This is a genomic window from Amycolatopsis sp. GM8 (genome assembly GCF_021653975.1).
In the GTDB taxonomy this organism is placed as follows: domain Bacteria; phylum Actinomycetota; class Actinomycetes; order Mycobacteriales; family Pseudonocardiaceae; genus Amycolatopsis_E.
The window spans coordinates 78218-93160 of the sequence record NZ_JAJKFK010000007.1 but is presented as its reverse complement, the minus strand read 5'-3'; the positions used below and the strand labels follow the sequence as shown (position 1 = coordinate 93160).

The following is a 14943-nucleotide window of genomic DNA, read 5'->3' as shown; positions in this document are numbered from 1 at the left end:
ACGCTAGCTCTCCGGGCACCCTCGGAGAAGTGATTTTCAGCGTGCTGCGCGGCGATGACCGCGAAGTACGCTGAGCCGGAAACCCATCGACGGAGGTACACCGTGCCCTACCCCACGGACCGTGAGCGCGACCGCCCCTGGGTGATGCGGACGTATGCGGGCCATTCCTCCGCGACGGCGTCCAACGAGCTGTACCGCCGCAACCTCGCCAAGGGCCAGACCGGACTCTCCGTCGCGTTCGACCTGCCCACGCAGACCGGTTACGACGCCGACCACCCGCTGGCCAAGGGTGAGGTCGGCAAGGTCGGGGTGCCGATCGCCCATATCGGTGACATGCGCAAGCTCTTCGACGGTATCCCGCTGGCCGAGGCGAACACGTCGATGACGATCAACGCTCCGGCGATGTGGCTCCTTGCGCTCTACGTGACCGTGGCCGAGGAGCAGTCCGGCCCCGATGCGCTGGCGAAACTCACCGGCACCACGCAGAACGACATCATCAAGGAGTACCTCTCCCGCGGCACGTACATCTTCCCGCCCGCGCCGAGTCTCCGGCTGATCACCGACGTGATCGCGTGGACGGTGCACCACGTGCCGAAGTGGAACCCGATCAACATCTGCAGCTACCACCTGCAGGAGGCCGGCGCGACGCCCACGCAGGAAGTCGCGTACGCGCTCTCGACGGCCATCGCGGTGCTCGACGCGATTCGCGATTCCGGTCAGATCGACGAGGTCGACATGGGCAAGGTCGTCGGCCGGATCTCGTTCTTCGTCAACGCCGGTGTGCGCTTCGTCGAAGAGCTGTGCAAAATGCGCGCGTTCGCAAGGCTCTGGGACGAACTGACCGCGCAACGCTACGGCGTGCGGGACCCGAAGGCGCGCCGCCTGCGCTACGGCGTCCAGGTCAACTCGCTGGGATTGACCGAGGCGCAGCCGGAAAACAACGTGCAGCGCATTGTGCTGGAAATGCTCGCGGTTTCGCTTTCGCGTGACGCGCGCGCCCGCGCGATTCAGCTGCCGGCCTGGAACGAGGCGCTCGGGCTGCCGCGGCCGTGGGATCAGCAATGGGCGCTGCGGATGCAGCAGGTCCTCGCGTTCGAGACGGATTTGCTGGAGTACGAGGACATCTTCGCCGGCTCGCATGTCATCGAGTCCAAAGTGGACGAGATCGTCGCCGGCGCGCGGGCGGAGATCGACCGGGTGCGGGAAATGGGCGGTGCGGTGGCCGCGGTGGAAAGCGGTTACATGAAGTCGCAACTGGTGTCCTCGTTCGCCGACTACCGGCGCGCGGTGGAGTCCGGCGAGCGGATCATGGTGGGGGTCAACAGGTTCGAGACCACCGAGCCGAGCCCGCTGCAGGCCGAGGGCGCCGACGCGATCGAGACGGTGGATCCGGCCGTGGAGAAACAGGCCGTGACCGCGCTCGAGGAATGGCGCCAGCAGCGCGACAACTCCGCTGTGGACGCCGCGCTCGCCGAACTCCGCGAGACCGCGAAGACCAGCGAGAACCTGTTCGAGGCAACGCTCGCGTGCGCGCGGGCCGGGGTGACGACGGGGGAGTGGGCGGGCGCGCTACGTGACGTCTTCGGCGAATACCGTGCGCCAACAGGGGTTTCCGCCGCGTCGACACCGGGCGAAGCAGCCGAATTGTCCCGTGTGCGCGATCGCGTGAAGGCCACTGGCGGGGAACTGGGCGAGCGGTTGCGCATTCTGGTCGGGAAACCTGGGCTCGACGGGCATTCCAACGGTGCCGAGCAGGTCGCCGTGCGCGCCCGCGATGCCGGGTTCGAGGTGATCTACCAGGGAATTCGCCTGACACCGGACCAGATCGTCGCGGCCGCCGTGCAGGAAGGCGTGCACGTAGTGGGGCTTTCGGTGTTGTCAGGTTCACATCTGGAAGTCGTGCCGGAAGTCGTGGACCGGCTGCGCGCGGCGGGCGCCGCGGACATCCCGGTGATCGTCGGCGGGATCATTCCGCCGGCCGACGCGAAGCTGCTGATAGAACGGGGTATCGCGCGCGTTTTCACGCCGAAGGACTATGAGCTGACCGGCATCATGGACGAGATCGTGACGGTCATTCGCGAGACGCGGGGAATGCTCCGAGAATGATCTCGTTCCGATAACGCTCTTTGACCCGATCGGTCCAGCCGCCTACGTTCGGTAGCAACTCGAAACCAGAACGGGGTGCTGCGATGGCGCAGGGTACGTGGACGAGGCGAGACTTTTTCCGGCGTTCGGCAGTGGTGGGAGTGGCCGCGATCGGCGGTCCGGTGCTGTTGTCCGCATGTCAGAGCACCGGCAGCGGGGACACGCTGACCGCGGCGAAGAACGCCAAGACGATCAAGATCGGGATCGCGAACGAGGCGCCGTACGGATACGCCGATTCCTCGGGGAACACGACGGGTGAGGCGCCCGAGGTCGCGCGGGCCGCCTTCAAGGCGATCGGTATCGACAACGTGCAGGCCAGCGTCGTCCCGTTCGACCAGCTCATTCCCGCGTTGAACGCCAAGCAGTTCGATGTCGTGGCCGCTGGTATGAACATCACGCCGACCCGGTGCAAGGCGGCGCTGTTCTCCGATCCGGACTACTCCGCGCTGACGGCTTTGCTGGTACCCAAGGGAAATCCGCAGGGCGTCCAGACGCTGCAGGACGTCGCGGCGAAGAAGGTGAAGCTCGCCGTGCTGTCCGCGGCGGTCGAGAAGGGGTACGCGACCGGCGCCGGGGTGTCCGACGGTGACATCGAAACCCTTGACACACAAGACAACATGCTGCGTGCCGTGACCACCGGCCGGGTGTACGCCGCAGCGCTGACCGACATCTCGCTGAAGTACCTGGCCAAGCAGAACCCCGACGCGGGGGTCGAGGTCACGCCGGGCTTCACGCCCACCGACAACGGTCAGCCGGTCGTCTCGGCGGGAGGGTTCGTATTCCGCCAGGACGACACGTCGCTGCGAGACGCGTTCAACCAGCAGCTGCAGACTCTGCATTCCAGCGGACAGTGGCTGCAGATCGCCGCGCCGTTCGGGTTCGACCAGAGCAACCTGCCCAAACCGGATCTGACGACCGCCAAGCTCTGCGCTGCCTGATTCCGTGTCCGGCGACTATTCGTACATTTTCTCGTCCATCCTCAGTGGACTGGACGCCACGATCGAGGCCACGCTCGGGGGCATCGCGCTGACGATCGTCCTGTCGTTCGTCGCGGGCCTCGCGATGCTCTCTTCGTCACGGTGGGTGCGGTTCGTCAGCCGGGTGTACGTCGAGGCGTTCCGCGGGACGTCGGAAGTGGTGCAGCTGTTCTGGCTGTTCTTCGTGCTTCCGGCGCTGGTCGGGTTCAAGCTGATTCCGCTGTTCGCAGGCATTATCGTGCTGGGGCTCAACCACGGCGCGTACGGCGCGGAAATCGTGCGTGGCGCTGTCCAGTCGGTGCCGAAGGCGCAGCGCGAAGGCGCGATAGCGCTGTCGCTTTCGCCGTTCCAGCGGATGTTCCGGGTGCTGCTGCCGCAGGCGGTGGTCGAGATGTACCCGCCGTTCAACAATCTGTTCATCCAGCTGCTGAAGAGCACCGCGCTGCTGTCGTTCATCTCGGCCGGTGAGATCACCGAAAAGGGTGAGCTGCTGCGACCGGTGTACGGCAGCAAGCTCGTCTTCATCTACGGCGTCGAGCTGGTGTGGTACCTGCTGCTCGCGGTCCTGATCACGGTGGTGATGCGGTTCCTGGAGCGAAGAGGTGCCAGGCGGCTCGGGCGCGAGCCGGCGGTCAGGAAACGGCGGCGGCGGGTCTCCCAGAAGGTGCCCGACACCACGGGAGCGGGGTTGTAGATGAACTGGGACTGGGAGAACGCCCGCGACTCGATTCCCTTGCTGCTGCAGGGTTTGCTGGTCACGGTGGAGCTGACGTTGCTGGGTTCGCTGGTGGCTTACGTGCTGGGGCTGGTGTTCGCGCTGCTGCGCCGGTCGCGGATTCCGGTGGTCAGCCAGGCGGTGTTCCTGCTCGTCGAATTCGTGCGCAGTACGCCGCTGCTGATCCAGGTGTTCGTCATCTTCTACCTGCTGCCCGAGGTGGGCATCCGGTTCAACGCGTTCACGACCGGTGTCATCGCGCTCGGACTCCATTACGCCACTTACACTTCCGAGGTCTACCGCGCCGGGATCGAAGCAGTCCCGAAAGGACAGTGGGAGGCCGCGACCGCGCTCAGCCTGCCGCGCGGCCGGACGTGGACGGGCATCATCCTGCCGCAGGCGGTGCCACGCGTGCTGCCCGCGCTGGGCAACTACATGATCTCGATGTTCAAGGAAACCCCGTTGCTGCTCGCGATCGGCGTGCTCGACGTGCTGAACCAGGCGAAGGAGCAGGCCGCCGTCACGTTCCGGGCGATCGAGCCCTACACCCTGGCCGGCCTGCTGTTCCTGCTGATCAGCCTCCCGTCGTCGATCCTGGTGAGAAGGTTGGAACGCCGTGTCGGACAGCTCTAGCATGATCAGGTTCGATGGCGTGGTGAAACGCTTCGGCGACCACGTCGTGTTGCGGGAGCTGGATTTCAGTGTCGCGCCCGGTGAGTTCGTCACGCTGATCGGTCCGAGCGGCTCGGGGAAGACGACGATCCTGCGCCTGCTGATGACGCTCGAACACGTCAACGAGGGCAGGATCCACGTCGGCGGCGAGTGCCTCACGCATATGCCCAAGGGCGGCAAACTGGTGCCCGCCAACGAAAAGTACCTGCGCCGGATGCGCAAGCGGATCGGCATGGTGTTCCAGCAGTTCAACCTCTTCCCCAACATGACCGTGCTGCAGAACATCACCGAGGCACCGATCCGTGCGCTCGGACTGTCCAAAGGGGAGGCCGAGGCGCGCGCCGTCGACCTGCTGGACATGGTCGGGCTCACGGACAAGACGACGGCCCGCCCGAGCCAGCTTTCCGGCGGCCAGCAGCAGCGGGTCGCGATCGCGCGGGCGCTCGCGATGCGGCCGGAGGTGCTGCTGCTCGACGAGGTGACCTCGGCGCTGGACCCCGAGCTGGTGGCGGGCGTGCTGAAGGTGCTCAAGGAGATCGCGTCCACAACGGACATCACGTTCCTGTGCGTGACCCACGAAATGCAGTTCGCCCGGGACGTGTCGGATCGGGTGATGATGTTCGACCAGGGCCAGGTCATCGAAGAGGCGTCGCCGGAAAAGCTCTTCACCCAACCGGACCATGAGCGCACGCGAGCGTTCCTGCACGCGGTGCTCGACCGCGCCTGACCAGTGGGCCGGGCACGCGGAGGGCGCCGCAGACCTGGCCGCGATCGAGCTCGGGCATGTCGAGCAACTCGTACATCGTGGCACGCAGCGCGGCCGCGGTGCCGGGCGTGGCGCCGATTTCCGGTGCGATCACCCGCCGCAGCTGTGCCGCGCGCTGCGCCGCGATCCGGCGTTGCGACAGCAAGGCTCGGTCGTGCTGCAGCCGGGGTGCGAACTGCCGGAGTACGTCTCCCGGGCCGCAGCGGAGCTGGTCGGCGCCGGTCGCCATCGTCACGGGTGCGCCCACCGCCGCGGCGTACGCGGTCGCGGAGCCGTGATCGCCCAGCACCCAGTCGGCGGCAATCAGAGTCGCCCGCCAGGCTTCTTGGACGAGCACCAGTCCGGCGTCGAGGTAGGGCGAGAGCCAGGCCCGGACCTGCCGCGGTCCGTACGCGGCCCAGACCCGGGGATGCAGCACCAGCGCCACACAGCCGCGATCGGGCGGTAATTCGGCGAGGAGCTCGCCGCACAGCTCCGGCATGGTCTCGAACACCGAGCCGCGCGACCAGGTCGAGCACATCGTGACGAGGAGGCCGTCGGCGCCGAGCGCTTCCCGGTAGGTCGCGCGGAACGGCAGGCTGGCGCGCATCCGATCCAGGCACAGGGCACGGCCGTCGGCCTCGGAGAGGATCAGGACCGGCCCGCTCAGTTGCGCGACGTGCCTGTCGTCCGCCGCGAGGACCAGCTCCCATTCGTGCCGGATCGCCTGCGACCACGGCACGACGAGCCCACCTTGCTCGGCCACGTACCGGTCCACCTCGGGCGCCGTGCCGGGCACCGTGAACACGACCCGCACCCGGAAGTCGGCCTCCACGAGAGGTAACAGATCGAACAGCCGGGCGCCCGCCGCCATGGCCGGAACCACGACGAGAACCCTGCGGAAAAGGTTCGTTTCCATGTGCCGAGCTTGTGCCGCCGTGCTGTCGCGGGCCGGTCGCCGGGTGGACAGAAATATGACAGTCGATCTTTTGAGGTGACAGCTGAATGTAAGATTTCCGATTCTCGCCCATTTCCGTGCGTCGGGTGGCATTCTGGGGAAGCCGGCAGAGGAGGTGTTGTCCGTGCGCACCACATTCGAGTTCGGGATTCTCGGCGGCACGATCGTGCATCCGCACGGGAATCCACTCGTGCAGCAACCCGTCCCGGGCAGGCAGCGCCAGGCGCTCGCCGCGTTGCTCGTCCAGCCCAACCGCCGCCTTTCCTTCGGCCACCTCGTCGACTGGATCTGGACTGACGACGAGCAGCCGCCCGCCAATCCGAAAAGCACCTTCCATACCTACGGACACCGAATACGGCGATTACTCGAGACCGCCGGCGTCACCGCGCGACTGAGCACGGTGAATGGCGGCTGGCGATTGGATGTCGACGAGCGTTTCATCGATTATTACCTCTTTCGTGACCTGCTTTCCCAAGCGCAGAACAGTCGTGCCGCGGGCGAGCACGAACAGGCGGCCGCCCTCGCCATGGACGCACTGGGGCTCTGGCGGGACCAGCCGCTGATGGACCTCGACAGCAGCCTCGCGCAGAGCTGGCGGCGGGTCGTGGTCGCCGAGGAATGGTTGCCCGCCAACGTGTTCCTGCTCGACGAGCTGATCACGCTCGGCCGCTTCGAGCCCGCGCTGGCGCGCCTCGGTGAGGTGAGCCGGCAGTACGGCTTCGACGTGCGGCTGGTCAAACGTCGCCTGCGGATCTTGCACTCGCTGTCGCGGCACCACGAGGCAACGGAGGGCTACCTCGCCGGCTACCAGAAGCTGCGCGCCCGCGGCCAGGACGCCGAAGCGGAGGAGCTGCGGCACTTCCACGACGGGTTGAAGTCTCGATTCGAGGCGGCGCGGCCGGCCGAGCCGGTCCGGCCGCGTGGCGCCGGACCGCGGTTGTTGCCGCCCGATGTCGTCGACTTCGCCGGCCGCGCCGACCTGGTGCGCTCGCTGGACGAGCACACCGGCGTCGAGGCGGGGCGACTACGCGGATCCGTGGTGATGCTCGCCGGTATCGGCGGGGTCGGCAAGACCGCACTCGCCGTTCGCTGGGCACGCCGCGCGTCGGCCCGGTTGTCGGTCGGTGTGCTGTTCGCCGACCTTCGCGGGTTCTCCCGGGCACGCCGGCTGGAGCCCGGTGACGTCGTCGACGATTTCCTTTCCGCGCTGGGATATCCGGTCGAGCACATCATCGGCCCCGCCGGTCGCGCCGAGAAACTTCGCGCGCTCCTGGAGGAGCAGCCGAGGCTGGTCGTGCTCGACAACGTGCGGAACTCGGCGCATGTGCGTTCGCTGCTGCCGTTGTTCGGCGAGTGCGCGGTGGTCATCACGGGCCGGCACCGGCTCACCGAACTCGCCGTCCAGCACGGTATTCCATCGCTGACCGTCGGCCCACTCGGTGCCACGCAAGGGATCTCGCTGCTCGCGGCGCGGATCGGCGAGCGCGCGGACGAGGCACCCGAAGCCTTGCGGGTGCTCGTGGAGCTGTGTCAGGGCTTGCCACTCGCGCTGACCCTGGTGGCGGAGCGGATCGCGAGCCGGCCGGGTGTTCCCGTGCCCGCACTGGTGGCGCAGCTGCGCGACAGCGGGACCCTGCTGGCCATCGGCAATGACGGCGACGGCGCCGATGGCAGCCTCAACGCGGTGTTCTCCCTTTCCTACCAAGCACTTTCGGTCGACGCGGGCCGGCTTTTCCGGCTGCTCGGCCTGCACCCGGGCGCGGAGTTCGGCGTCGAGGTCGCTGCGGCGCTGGGGGGCGACGGCGTGCCGCGGACGCGTCAGTGCCTCGACGAACTCGTCCGCGCGCACCTGGTCGAGCCGGCCGGCGACGTCGACCGGTACCGGATGCACGATCTGGTGCTGGCTTATGCCGCCGGCCTCGCCGAGGCGGAGGCCGCCGCCGCATCGAGGATGCTGAGCTTCTACCTGGGATCGGCGCTGAACGCGCATCGGGTGGCGTTCCCGCACATCGCGTCGCCACCGCCGCCGCCCGCGGTCGACGGAGTCGAGCCGGTGGCCTTCGCCGGTAACACCGAGGCGAATGCGTGGTACCTGCGGGAGCGGGCGAGTCTCCACAATGTTATCCATTCCGTGTATACCCGACGGGCCGAGTACGGCTGGGTGCTGCCCCATCTGGTGGCCCGGTTCATGGACCGGTTCGGGTTCTACTCCGAGCTCGTCGCCGCGTTCACCACGACCGCGGAAATCCTTGCCGAGCAACGGAATCCGGCGCTGGCGACGACGTTCAACGATCTCGGTTACTTTCAGCTCAAGCTCGGCGAGACGGACGCCGCGCAGCGGAATTTCGAACGGGCCTTGGAAATCCTGGCCGAGGTGGACGCGCCGACGGGCGTGCTGACCGTGCGGATCAACGTGGCCGCCACGCAGCGGAAGCGAGGCGACCGCGCCGAGGCCGCCCGGCTCTACCAGGCCTGTCTGGCGATGGCACGCGAGCAGCGAGATGCCGACCGGGAGGCGAAGGTCGAGCATTGTCTCGGCGAGTTGTGTGCCGAGGAGAGGCGATACGACATCGCGCAGGAGCATTTCGAGCGAGCGCTGGGGCTGCGCGAAGAGATTTCCGACGCCGCGGGTCTGGTTTCGACCCTGGCCGAGCTCTGTCACCTCGCACGAGTCCTCGGGCGCTACGGGCCGGCCGACGAGATTGCCGCGCGGGCGTCCGCGTTGCTGGAACTGGTCCACGACGTCTCGGCGGGAATCCGGCTGCACACCGTGCTGGCCGAGTTGAACCTGGACCGGCGGCGCTACCCTGACGCCGTCGAGTCCGCCAGGCAGGCGGTCGAGCTGGCCAAGCCGACCGGGAACGTCGAGGCCGCGGCACCGGCGCTCGATCTGCTCGGGCAGGGCCACGCGAAGTCGGGGGAGCCCGAGAAGGCGCGGGCCGCCTGGCTGCTGGCCGCGGACATCTTCCGGGGCCGTGGTCAGGTTTGGCGCGCCGACACCCTCACCCGGCGGGCCGCGTCGCTGCCGGAGGCGTCCATCCCCGCCGCGCGCGGCAATCCGGTCACCCGAACGGGTAGTTCACTGGGCAAAACCTAGGCACACGCTGAGTAGCACGGCTGTCACCGTTACGCCTGTTTGGACTGCTAGTACCCCCATAAGAGTTGCCATTGGTGCACGGATGGTGTGCTCGCCGCGTCCATCCGCACCGAGTCGCGGCACTTGCCGGTGGGCCGTTCCCCGGCTAGGTTCGCCGCGCTCGGTGTTGATCTAGCAGCGAGCTCCCCGATCCCCGACTTCCGTTGGAGCACACCGGTGTCAGCTCGTTCGCATCGCGCCGCCCTCGTATTCGCCTTCGTGGTCATGGCCGCCCCGCTGTGGTGGTTCTGCTGACCGCGCGCTGGACCTAGGCTCAGGACATGGCCGAGCACATCCTGGTAAAGCGAGATGGCGACACGATCACCATCACGATGAACCGCGCCGAGCGGCGGAATTCGTTGTCCGAGGCGCATCTCGCCGAGTTGCTGGCGGCGTTCCGTGAGGCGGGAGCGACCGACGCGACCGGCATCGTGCTCGCCGGGGCCGGGCCGGTTTTCTCCGCCGGCCACGATTTCGGCGACGTCGCCGCTCGCGATCTCGACGGTGTCCGCGCGCTGCTCCGGTTGTGCACCGAACTGATGCACACGATCGAGTCCGTGCCGCAGGTCGTCGTGGCGCGGGTGCACGGGCTCGCGACCGCGGCCGGCTGCCAACTCGTCGCCTCGTGCGACCTGGCCGTCGCGGCCGAGTCGGCCGGGTTCGCACTGCCCGGCGGCAAGGGCGGCTGGTTTTGCCACACGCCGGCGGTGCCCGTGGCTCGCTCGATCGGGCGCAAGCGGCTGATGGAACTCGCCCTCACCGGTGACGTCATCGACGCTGCGACCGCCCTCGACTGGGGTCTGGTCAACCGCGTCGTGCCCGACGAGCAGCTCGACGAGTCGGTCGCCGAGCTGCTCGGCCGGGCGACCCGGGGGAGCCGGGCCAGCAAAGCGCTCGGCAAGGCCACCCTGTACGCCCAGCTCGACCGCCCCGAGGCGGACGCCTACACGGTGGCCGTCGAAGTGATGGCCGCCGCCTCGCAGACACCCGACGCCCGCGAGGGCATGGCCGCGTTCCTGGAGAAGCGCAAGCTGAACTGGTGAGTCACTCCGGTCTGTTTACGCGCAGCCCCTCGAACCGCGTGAAGTCCACATCGAACGAGGTGACATCGGCACCATGCTCGGCGGCGATCGCCGCGAGGTGTGCGTCGTTCACGAGATTGCCAGCCGTACCGATGGGACGGAGCAGCCCCCGGAGCACGCCGAGGTGACGGGACGTCGGCTGGACGATCACCGCACGTGGCTGACCGAGCCAGGCCTCGACGGTCAGGACCGGCCGTCCTGCCGGCGTTCGATCCAGCCAGGTGTGTGGGGCCTCGTGGTTCGGAGCGTCGCGATTCACCGCGCACGGCAACACATCGAAAGGGCTCTCCGCCGCGTTTCGCCGGCGCGGACCGTAGTGCGGTGTTGATGGCTTCCTTGAACGACAGTTGACGCTCGGCCATCATCGCTGCGGAAATCACCGTTCCCTGAGCAACAACAGCGTGTAAGCCGCGATCGACTGGGCGTCGGTGATCTCTCCGGCCCGGATGAGGCGCTCGAACTCGGCGCGGGTGAACCAGGCCGTGCGCATGTCCTGTTCCTCGTGCTCGCGCTCGTGCGGGCCCTCGGTCAGGTCGGTGGCGAGGAAGACGCGGCCGCGCTGGCTCGACATTCCGGCGGCGACGTCGAGCAGGCCGAGATCCTCCATTTTCCCTGCGACGAGCCCGGTTTCCTCGCGCAGCTCGCGGGCGGCGAGTTCCAGCGGCTCGGCGTCGGCGCGGTCGGGGGCGGTGCCCTGCGGGAACTCCCAGCGGCGCAGGCCCAGCGGGTACCGGTACTGCTCGACGAGGTGCAGCCGGTCGCCGTCCAGCGGGATGACCAGGGCGTACTGGGGTTTGTCGATGACGCCGTAGATGCCCGCGGAGCCGTCGGGGCGCCGGATGCCGTCCTCGCGCACGACCATCCAATTGTTGCGATACACCTCGCGGGAGCTGACCTGGTGAATGGGATCCACCCGATCAGTGTGCCGAACGCGTCTTCTACCCTCCTCGGGTGCGCCTCGTGATCGCTCGTTGCCAGGTCGACTACGCCGGTCGGCTGACCGCCCACCTGCCGATGGCGACCCGTCTGCTGCTCATCAAGGCCGACGGGTCGGTGTCGATCCACTCGGACGACCGGGCCTACAAGCCGCTGAACTGGATGAGCCCGCCGTGCTGGCTCATCGAGGACGGCGACACCTGGACGGTGCAGAACAAGGCCGGCGAGAAGCTCGTGATCAGCATCGAAGAGCGGATCGACGAGGTCAAGCACGAGCTGGGGGCCGAGCCCGGGCTGCAGAAGGACGGCGTCGAGGCGCACCTGCAGGAGCTGCTGGCCGAGCACATCACGACGCTGGGCGACGGCTACTCGCTGGTGCGGCGCGAGTATCCGACCGCGATCGGCCCGGTGGACATCCTGTGCCGCGACGCCACGGGCACGACGGTCGCGGTCGAGATCAAGCGCCGCGGCGAGATCGACGGGGTCGAGCAGCTGACCCGGTACCTGGAACTGCTCAACCGGGACCCGCTGCTCGCGCCGGTGCAGGGCGTGTTCGCGGCGCAGCTGATCAAGCCGCAGGCGCGGACACTCGCCGAGGACCGCGGCATCCGGTGCCTGACGCTGGACTACGACGCCTTGCGTGGCACGGAAAGCGACGAGTTCCGGCTGTTCTGAGCCTCACGGCACCATCGGCCTCGTATGCGCCCGAACTGGCTGACAGCCCCTGGTAGCGACATCATGTGCACCGTCAATCGCGAGCCGTGACGGGGGTCGTATGCGTTCCATTCCGGAGAAGACGCTGGAGCATTGGACCAGCATCTATCTGTCCAACCGGTTCCCCAACGGTGCGTTGTGGTGGCCAGTCTCTGGCGAGGACGTCCTGGTCGAGTTGCCCCGGCTGGCCGCGTCCGGGCCAGGCAAGTCCCTGGCGCTGGAGCTGAAGACGACCGAGGCGCGCGGTACCGATCACGTGCTGGAGATCGACACGCGCCAACTGGCTCGCTACGTCAACCCGCCGGCCGGGCCGCCGCTGCCGGTCTACTACGTGTTCCCGACTCCACATTGGACCGGGCCCCTGACGTCCCATTCCGGTACTGCCCCGGCCGCTCCGAACGGGTCTGCGGCGGCGCCGCCGGAATGGTGGCGGCGGAGGATTGGCCGCGCCTGGTTCGGCGACTGGCTCTACGTGATGTCCGCACGATCCGTGGCCGCCGCGTTGCCGCACGGCTGGAACGCACCGCGTCGCAAGCGGGCGACGCTGTTCACCTTGAACAGCTCCCGAGTGGTCGGAGGCAAGCCGTCGTGGGCGAGCCTGCTCGGCCCGACCCTTTCCTCGTGGCCGATCGACTGGACCCGGTTCTGGAGGATCGTGACCCTTGGCGGCCCCTACGACGGTGTCCGGTGGCGCACCTTCGTCAGCGAGGGCAACCGGCCCGACCGGGTGCTCGTGCTCGACGGCGCCGAGGAGCGTGAGTGGTCGGTCGGCGCGCTTTTGAATCAACCCTGGCTGGAGTGGCGACCGGGACGCCCCGGTGACGCGGACACCAAGGTAGGGGACCGCGTGAGCATCGGCGGCAACGAGCGCCTGCTGTTGCATATCGCCGAATCCGCGCTCCGCTGACCGGACCGGGATCGCCCACGCGGAGCGTGGCGGTTGTCGGTGCAGCAGCCGGACCCGGACAACATCGCCGCAGATGATCTACGATTTGCGCCAGGTTCGACGGCTGTCGGGTATCTGAGCCTCAACTTTCGGCTGCGGCGTCCGGTGCGTGGACGCGCAGGCGTTCCCGGGCCGTGCGGCCGGCTCGTCTCAGCTCGATACCGCGCGCCGTACCGAGCCCGAACGTCGGCATGTTGCCGTAGACGGCTTCGTACTGTCCGGCCTTGACGAGGAACGTCTCGTGCCAGATGCCGGCGGCCTGCCCGTTGCGGCTCGCGCGCTGCCAGTACGTTTTCTCGACGTTGGCGTGGGATTCGCCGGTGTTGGCGGCGAATGCTTCGAGATGTTCGAAACTGCGCCAGTACTGGACGATGACGGGATAGCCCATCGTGAAGCCGAGCAGGCCGCTGTCGGGATCCGCGCTGAGCCGCTGCAGCATGTGCCGCATCCCGCGGCGGCCGCCCAGGTCCCGCCACCACGCGAGGGGATGGCGCGGGTTCGGCCGCGGTCCGATGAGGAACACGACGAAGTCACCGTCGATCTCGGCTGTCCATCTTCCTTTGTTGATCTCGGCCATGCCTGGCTCCCGCAGACGAAAGGACGCGATTCGACGTGAAGAAGTCGCCCGTCAGCGTGCCCGCGTTACCGGAAAAACGGTTATCCGAACAGTTTTCCGGCGAAGTCTTCGATGACGCGGGCGACCTTGGCCGGTGCACGATCGTTGGCGCCGTGGGCCTGACCAGGCAACACGACCACCCGCTCGACGCGCGGCAGCACCCGTGCCAGCGCCTCGGTCCGCTCACGTAGATGGTCGGGGCTGCGATCGCCGCGGAGCAGCACGGCCGGGATTTGGAGCTGCGCATAGGCGTCCAGCCGCACCCCCAGCGCGTCGATGGCGTCCGCGTCGTCGATCTGGCGCGCGACCCGCGGGCGCAACGTCCGGACGATCAGGACGGCGAGCCTCGCCAGTACGGCCAGCCACGCCGGCATCCGGACGATGTCGCGCAGGAAGATTTCGAGGGCCTTGCCAGGTTTTCCGGCGGCTACCGCGGCCCGGGCGCGCTCCAGCGCCTCGCCGCCGAGCGGTTCGCCGACGACCACCGGCGGCTCGTACAGAACCGCGCCGGCGAACCGTTCCGGCGCGGCCACCAGGGCTTCCAGCGCGAGCACCGCGCCGGAGGAGTGGCCGACGAGGAGCACAGGGCGGCCGATTTCCTTTGTGACCGCAAGGACATCCTCGACCTCGTCGGCCATCGTGACCGGGCGGCCGAAGTCCTGATCGGTCCGGTACTGGCGGCGGTGCACGCGCACGACGCGGAACCGCGCCGTGAGCCGGGCGGCGACGGCTTTCCAGTCGCCGGGGTCGTTCATGCCGCCGGGGAGGATGACGATCGGTTCGCCGCTGCCTTCGTCGAGATACCGGACCGTGTACGCCATGGCCTACCGCCGGTTCGCGATCTGGAAAACGTTGCCGAACGGGTCGCGGACCATCGCGCGCCGGTCGCCGTACGGGGTGTCGAGCGGTTCCTCCAGCGCGACGGCGCCGGCGTCGATCGCGCGCCTGAACGTCGCGTCGGCGTCCTCGACGTAGATGTAGAGGAAGGCGGGGAACAACTCGCGCACGCTCGCGTCGCTGATCATCACCGTCGAATCGCCGATCACGACCTCGGCCGGCCGGTCCGGATCGAACTCGCCGGACGCGCCGAAGACGTCACGGAGAAACACGACCGCGGCCGCGGGGTCGGCGACGAACATCCGCGGCGTGACCGTGTGCAGTTGCGGTGCTGAATCGCCGGTGGGCACGGGCCGAGTCTCCCACAAGCCCGGGGATTTCCAGGGTTCGCTGAGCCGCCACCGCCGCTCGAGTTGCCGCGGCGCCCTCCGCACGGTTGGCTTCTGACCAACTTCGGTCTCAAC

At 68.1% G+C, this 14943-nt stretch carries 15 protein-coding genes; 9 read left to right on the top strand and 6 right to left on the bottom strand.

Annotated elements, in window-relative coordinates; genetic code table 11:
* Positions 1-102: 102 nt before the first annotated feature.
* The 5 genes from LOZ83_RS29225 to ehuA all read left to right on the top strand — a co-directional run bounded on the left by LOZ83_RS29225 (position 103) and on the right by ehuA (position 5236).
* The gene (locus tag LOZ83_RS29225; protein ID WP_308190327.1) at positions 103-2106 is read left to right on the top strand and encodes a protein meaA; all 2004 of its coding nucleotides are present in this window, start codon (positions 103-105) and stop codon (positions 2104-2106) included.
* 83 nt (positions 2107-2189) lie between these two features.
* Positions 2190-3083, top strand: coding sequence for an ectoine/hydroxyectoine ABC transporter substrate-binding protein EhuB (ehuB, locus tag LOZ83_RS29220; protein WP_236794939.1), 894 nt, complete (start codon positions 2190-2192; stop codon positions 3081-3083).
* A 4-nt stretch (positions 3084-3087) separates the two neighbouring features.
* Positions 3088-3816 carry an ectoine/hydroxyectoine ABC transporter permease subunit EhuC gene (gene ehuC / locus LOZ83_RS29215; protein ID WP_236794938.1) on the top strand — a complete coding sequence of 243 codons (729 nt, stop codon included), beginning with the start codon at positions 3088-3090 and terminating at the stop codon, positions 3814-3816.
* A complete protein-coding gene (gene ehuD / locus LOZ83_RS29210) occupies positions 3817-4470 on the top strand; it encodes an ectoine/hydroxyectoine ABC transporter permease subunit EhuD (protein ID WP_236794937.1) in 654 nt (217 codons plus the stop codon).
* Position 4471: 1 nt separating this feature from the next.
* On the top strand, positions 4472-5236 hold the full coding sequence (gene ehuA, locus LOZ83_RS29205) for an ectoine/hydroxyectoine ABC transporter ATP-binding protein EhuA (protein ID WP_236794936.1): 765 nt from the start codon (positions 4472-4474) through the stop codon (positions 5234-5236).
* Here the strand turns inward: ehuA and LOZ83_RS29200 are convergent.
* Positions 5175-6173, bottom strand: coding sequence for a hypothetical protein (locus LOZ83_RS29200; protein ID WP_236794935.1), 999 nt, complete (start codon positions 6171-6173; stop codon positions 5175-5177). The genes ehuA and LOZ83_RS29200 overlap by 62 nt on opposite strands.
* A gap of 163 nt (positions 6174-6336) precedes the next feature.
* Between LOZ83_RS29200 and LOZ83_RS29195 the strand changes: the two genes are divergently transcribed.
* Together LOZ83_RS29195 and LOZ83_RS29190 are read left to right on the top strand one after the other, a co-directional pair.
* Positions 6337-9309 carry a tetratricopeptide repeat protein gene (locus LOZ83_RS29195; protein ID WP_236794934.1) on the top strand — a complete coding sequence of 991 codons (2973 nt, stop codon included), beginning with the start codon at positions 6337-6339 and terminating at the stop codon, positions 9307-9309.
* Between the two features lie 320 nt (positions 9310-9629).
* Positions 9630-10391 carry an enoyl-CoA hydratase-related protein gene (locus LOZ83_RS29190; protein WP_236794933.1) on the top strand — a complete coding sequence of 254 codons (762 nt, stop codon included), beginning with the start codon at positions 9630-9632 and terminating at the stop codon, positions 10389-10391.
* Between the two features lies 1 nt (position 10392).
* Here the strand turns inward: LOZ83_RS29190 and LOZ83_RS29185 are convergent, their stop codons facing one another.
* Positions 10393-10581 (bottom strand): hypothetical protein, encoded by a 189-nt coding sequence (locus tag LOZ83_RS29185; RefSeq protein ID WP_236794932.1) that lies wholly within the window; start codon positions 10579-10581, stop codon positions 10393-10395.
* Positions 10582-10806: 225 nt separating this feature from the next.
* Entirely contained in the window at positions 10807-11343 is a 537-nt protein-coding gene (locus LOZ83_RS29180; protein WP_236794931.1) for an NUDIX hydrolase, read from the bottom strand.
* A 38-nt stretch (positions 11344-11381) separates the two neighbouring features.
* On the opposite strand from LOZ83_RS29180, the gene nucS reads away from it, so the two are divergent.
* Positions 11382-12041 (top strand): endonuclease NucS, encoded by a 660-nt coding sequence (nucS, locus tag LOZ83_RS29175; RefSeq protein ID WP_236794930.1) that lies wholly within the window; start codon positions 11382-11384, stop codon positions 12039-12041.
* A gap of 100 nt (positions 12042-12141) precedes the next feature.
* The gene (locus LOZ83_RS29170) at positions 12142-12987 is read left to right on the top strand and encodes a hypothetical protein (RefSeq protein WP_236794929.1); all 846 of its coding nucleotides are present in this window, start codon (positions 12142-12144) and stop codon (positions 12985-12987) included.
* A gap of 121 nt (positions 12988-13108) precedes the next feature.
* Here the strand turns inward: LOZ83_RS29170 and LOZ83_RS29165 are convergent, their stop codons facing one another.
* The 3 genes from LOZ83_RS29165 to LOZ83_RS29155 all read right to left on the bottom strand — a co-directional run bounded on the left by LOZ83_RS29165 (position 13109) and on the right by LOZ83_RS29155 (position 14829).
* Positions 13109-13603, bottom strand: a complete 495-nt coding sequence (locus LOZ83_RS29165; RefSeq protein WP_236794928.1) for a monooxygenase family protein — start codon at positions 13601-13603, stop codon at positions 13109-13111.
* Positions 13604-13683: 80 nt separating this feature from the next.
* Positions 13684-14463: an alpha/beta fold hydrolase gene (locus LOZ83_RS29160; protein ID WP_236794927.1), complete on the bottom strand. Its 780-nt coding sequence runs from the start codon at positions 14461-14463 to the stop codon at positions 13684-13686.
* Positions 14464-14466: 3 nt separating this feature from the next.
* A complete protein-coding gene (locus tag LOZ83_RS29155; RefSeq protein WP_236794926.1) occupies positions 14467-14829 on the bottom strand; it encodes a VOC family protein in 363 nt (120 codons plus the stop codon).
* Positions 14830-14943: the final 114 nt, after the last annotated feature.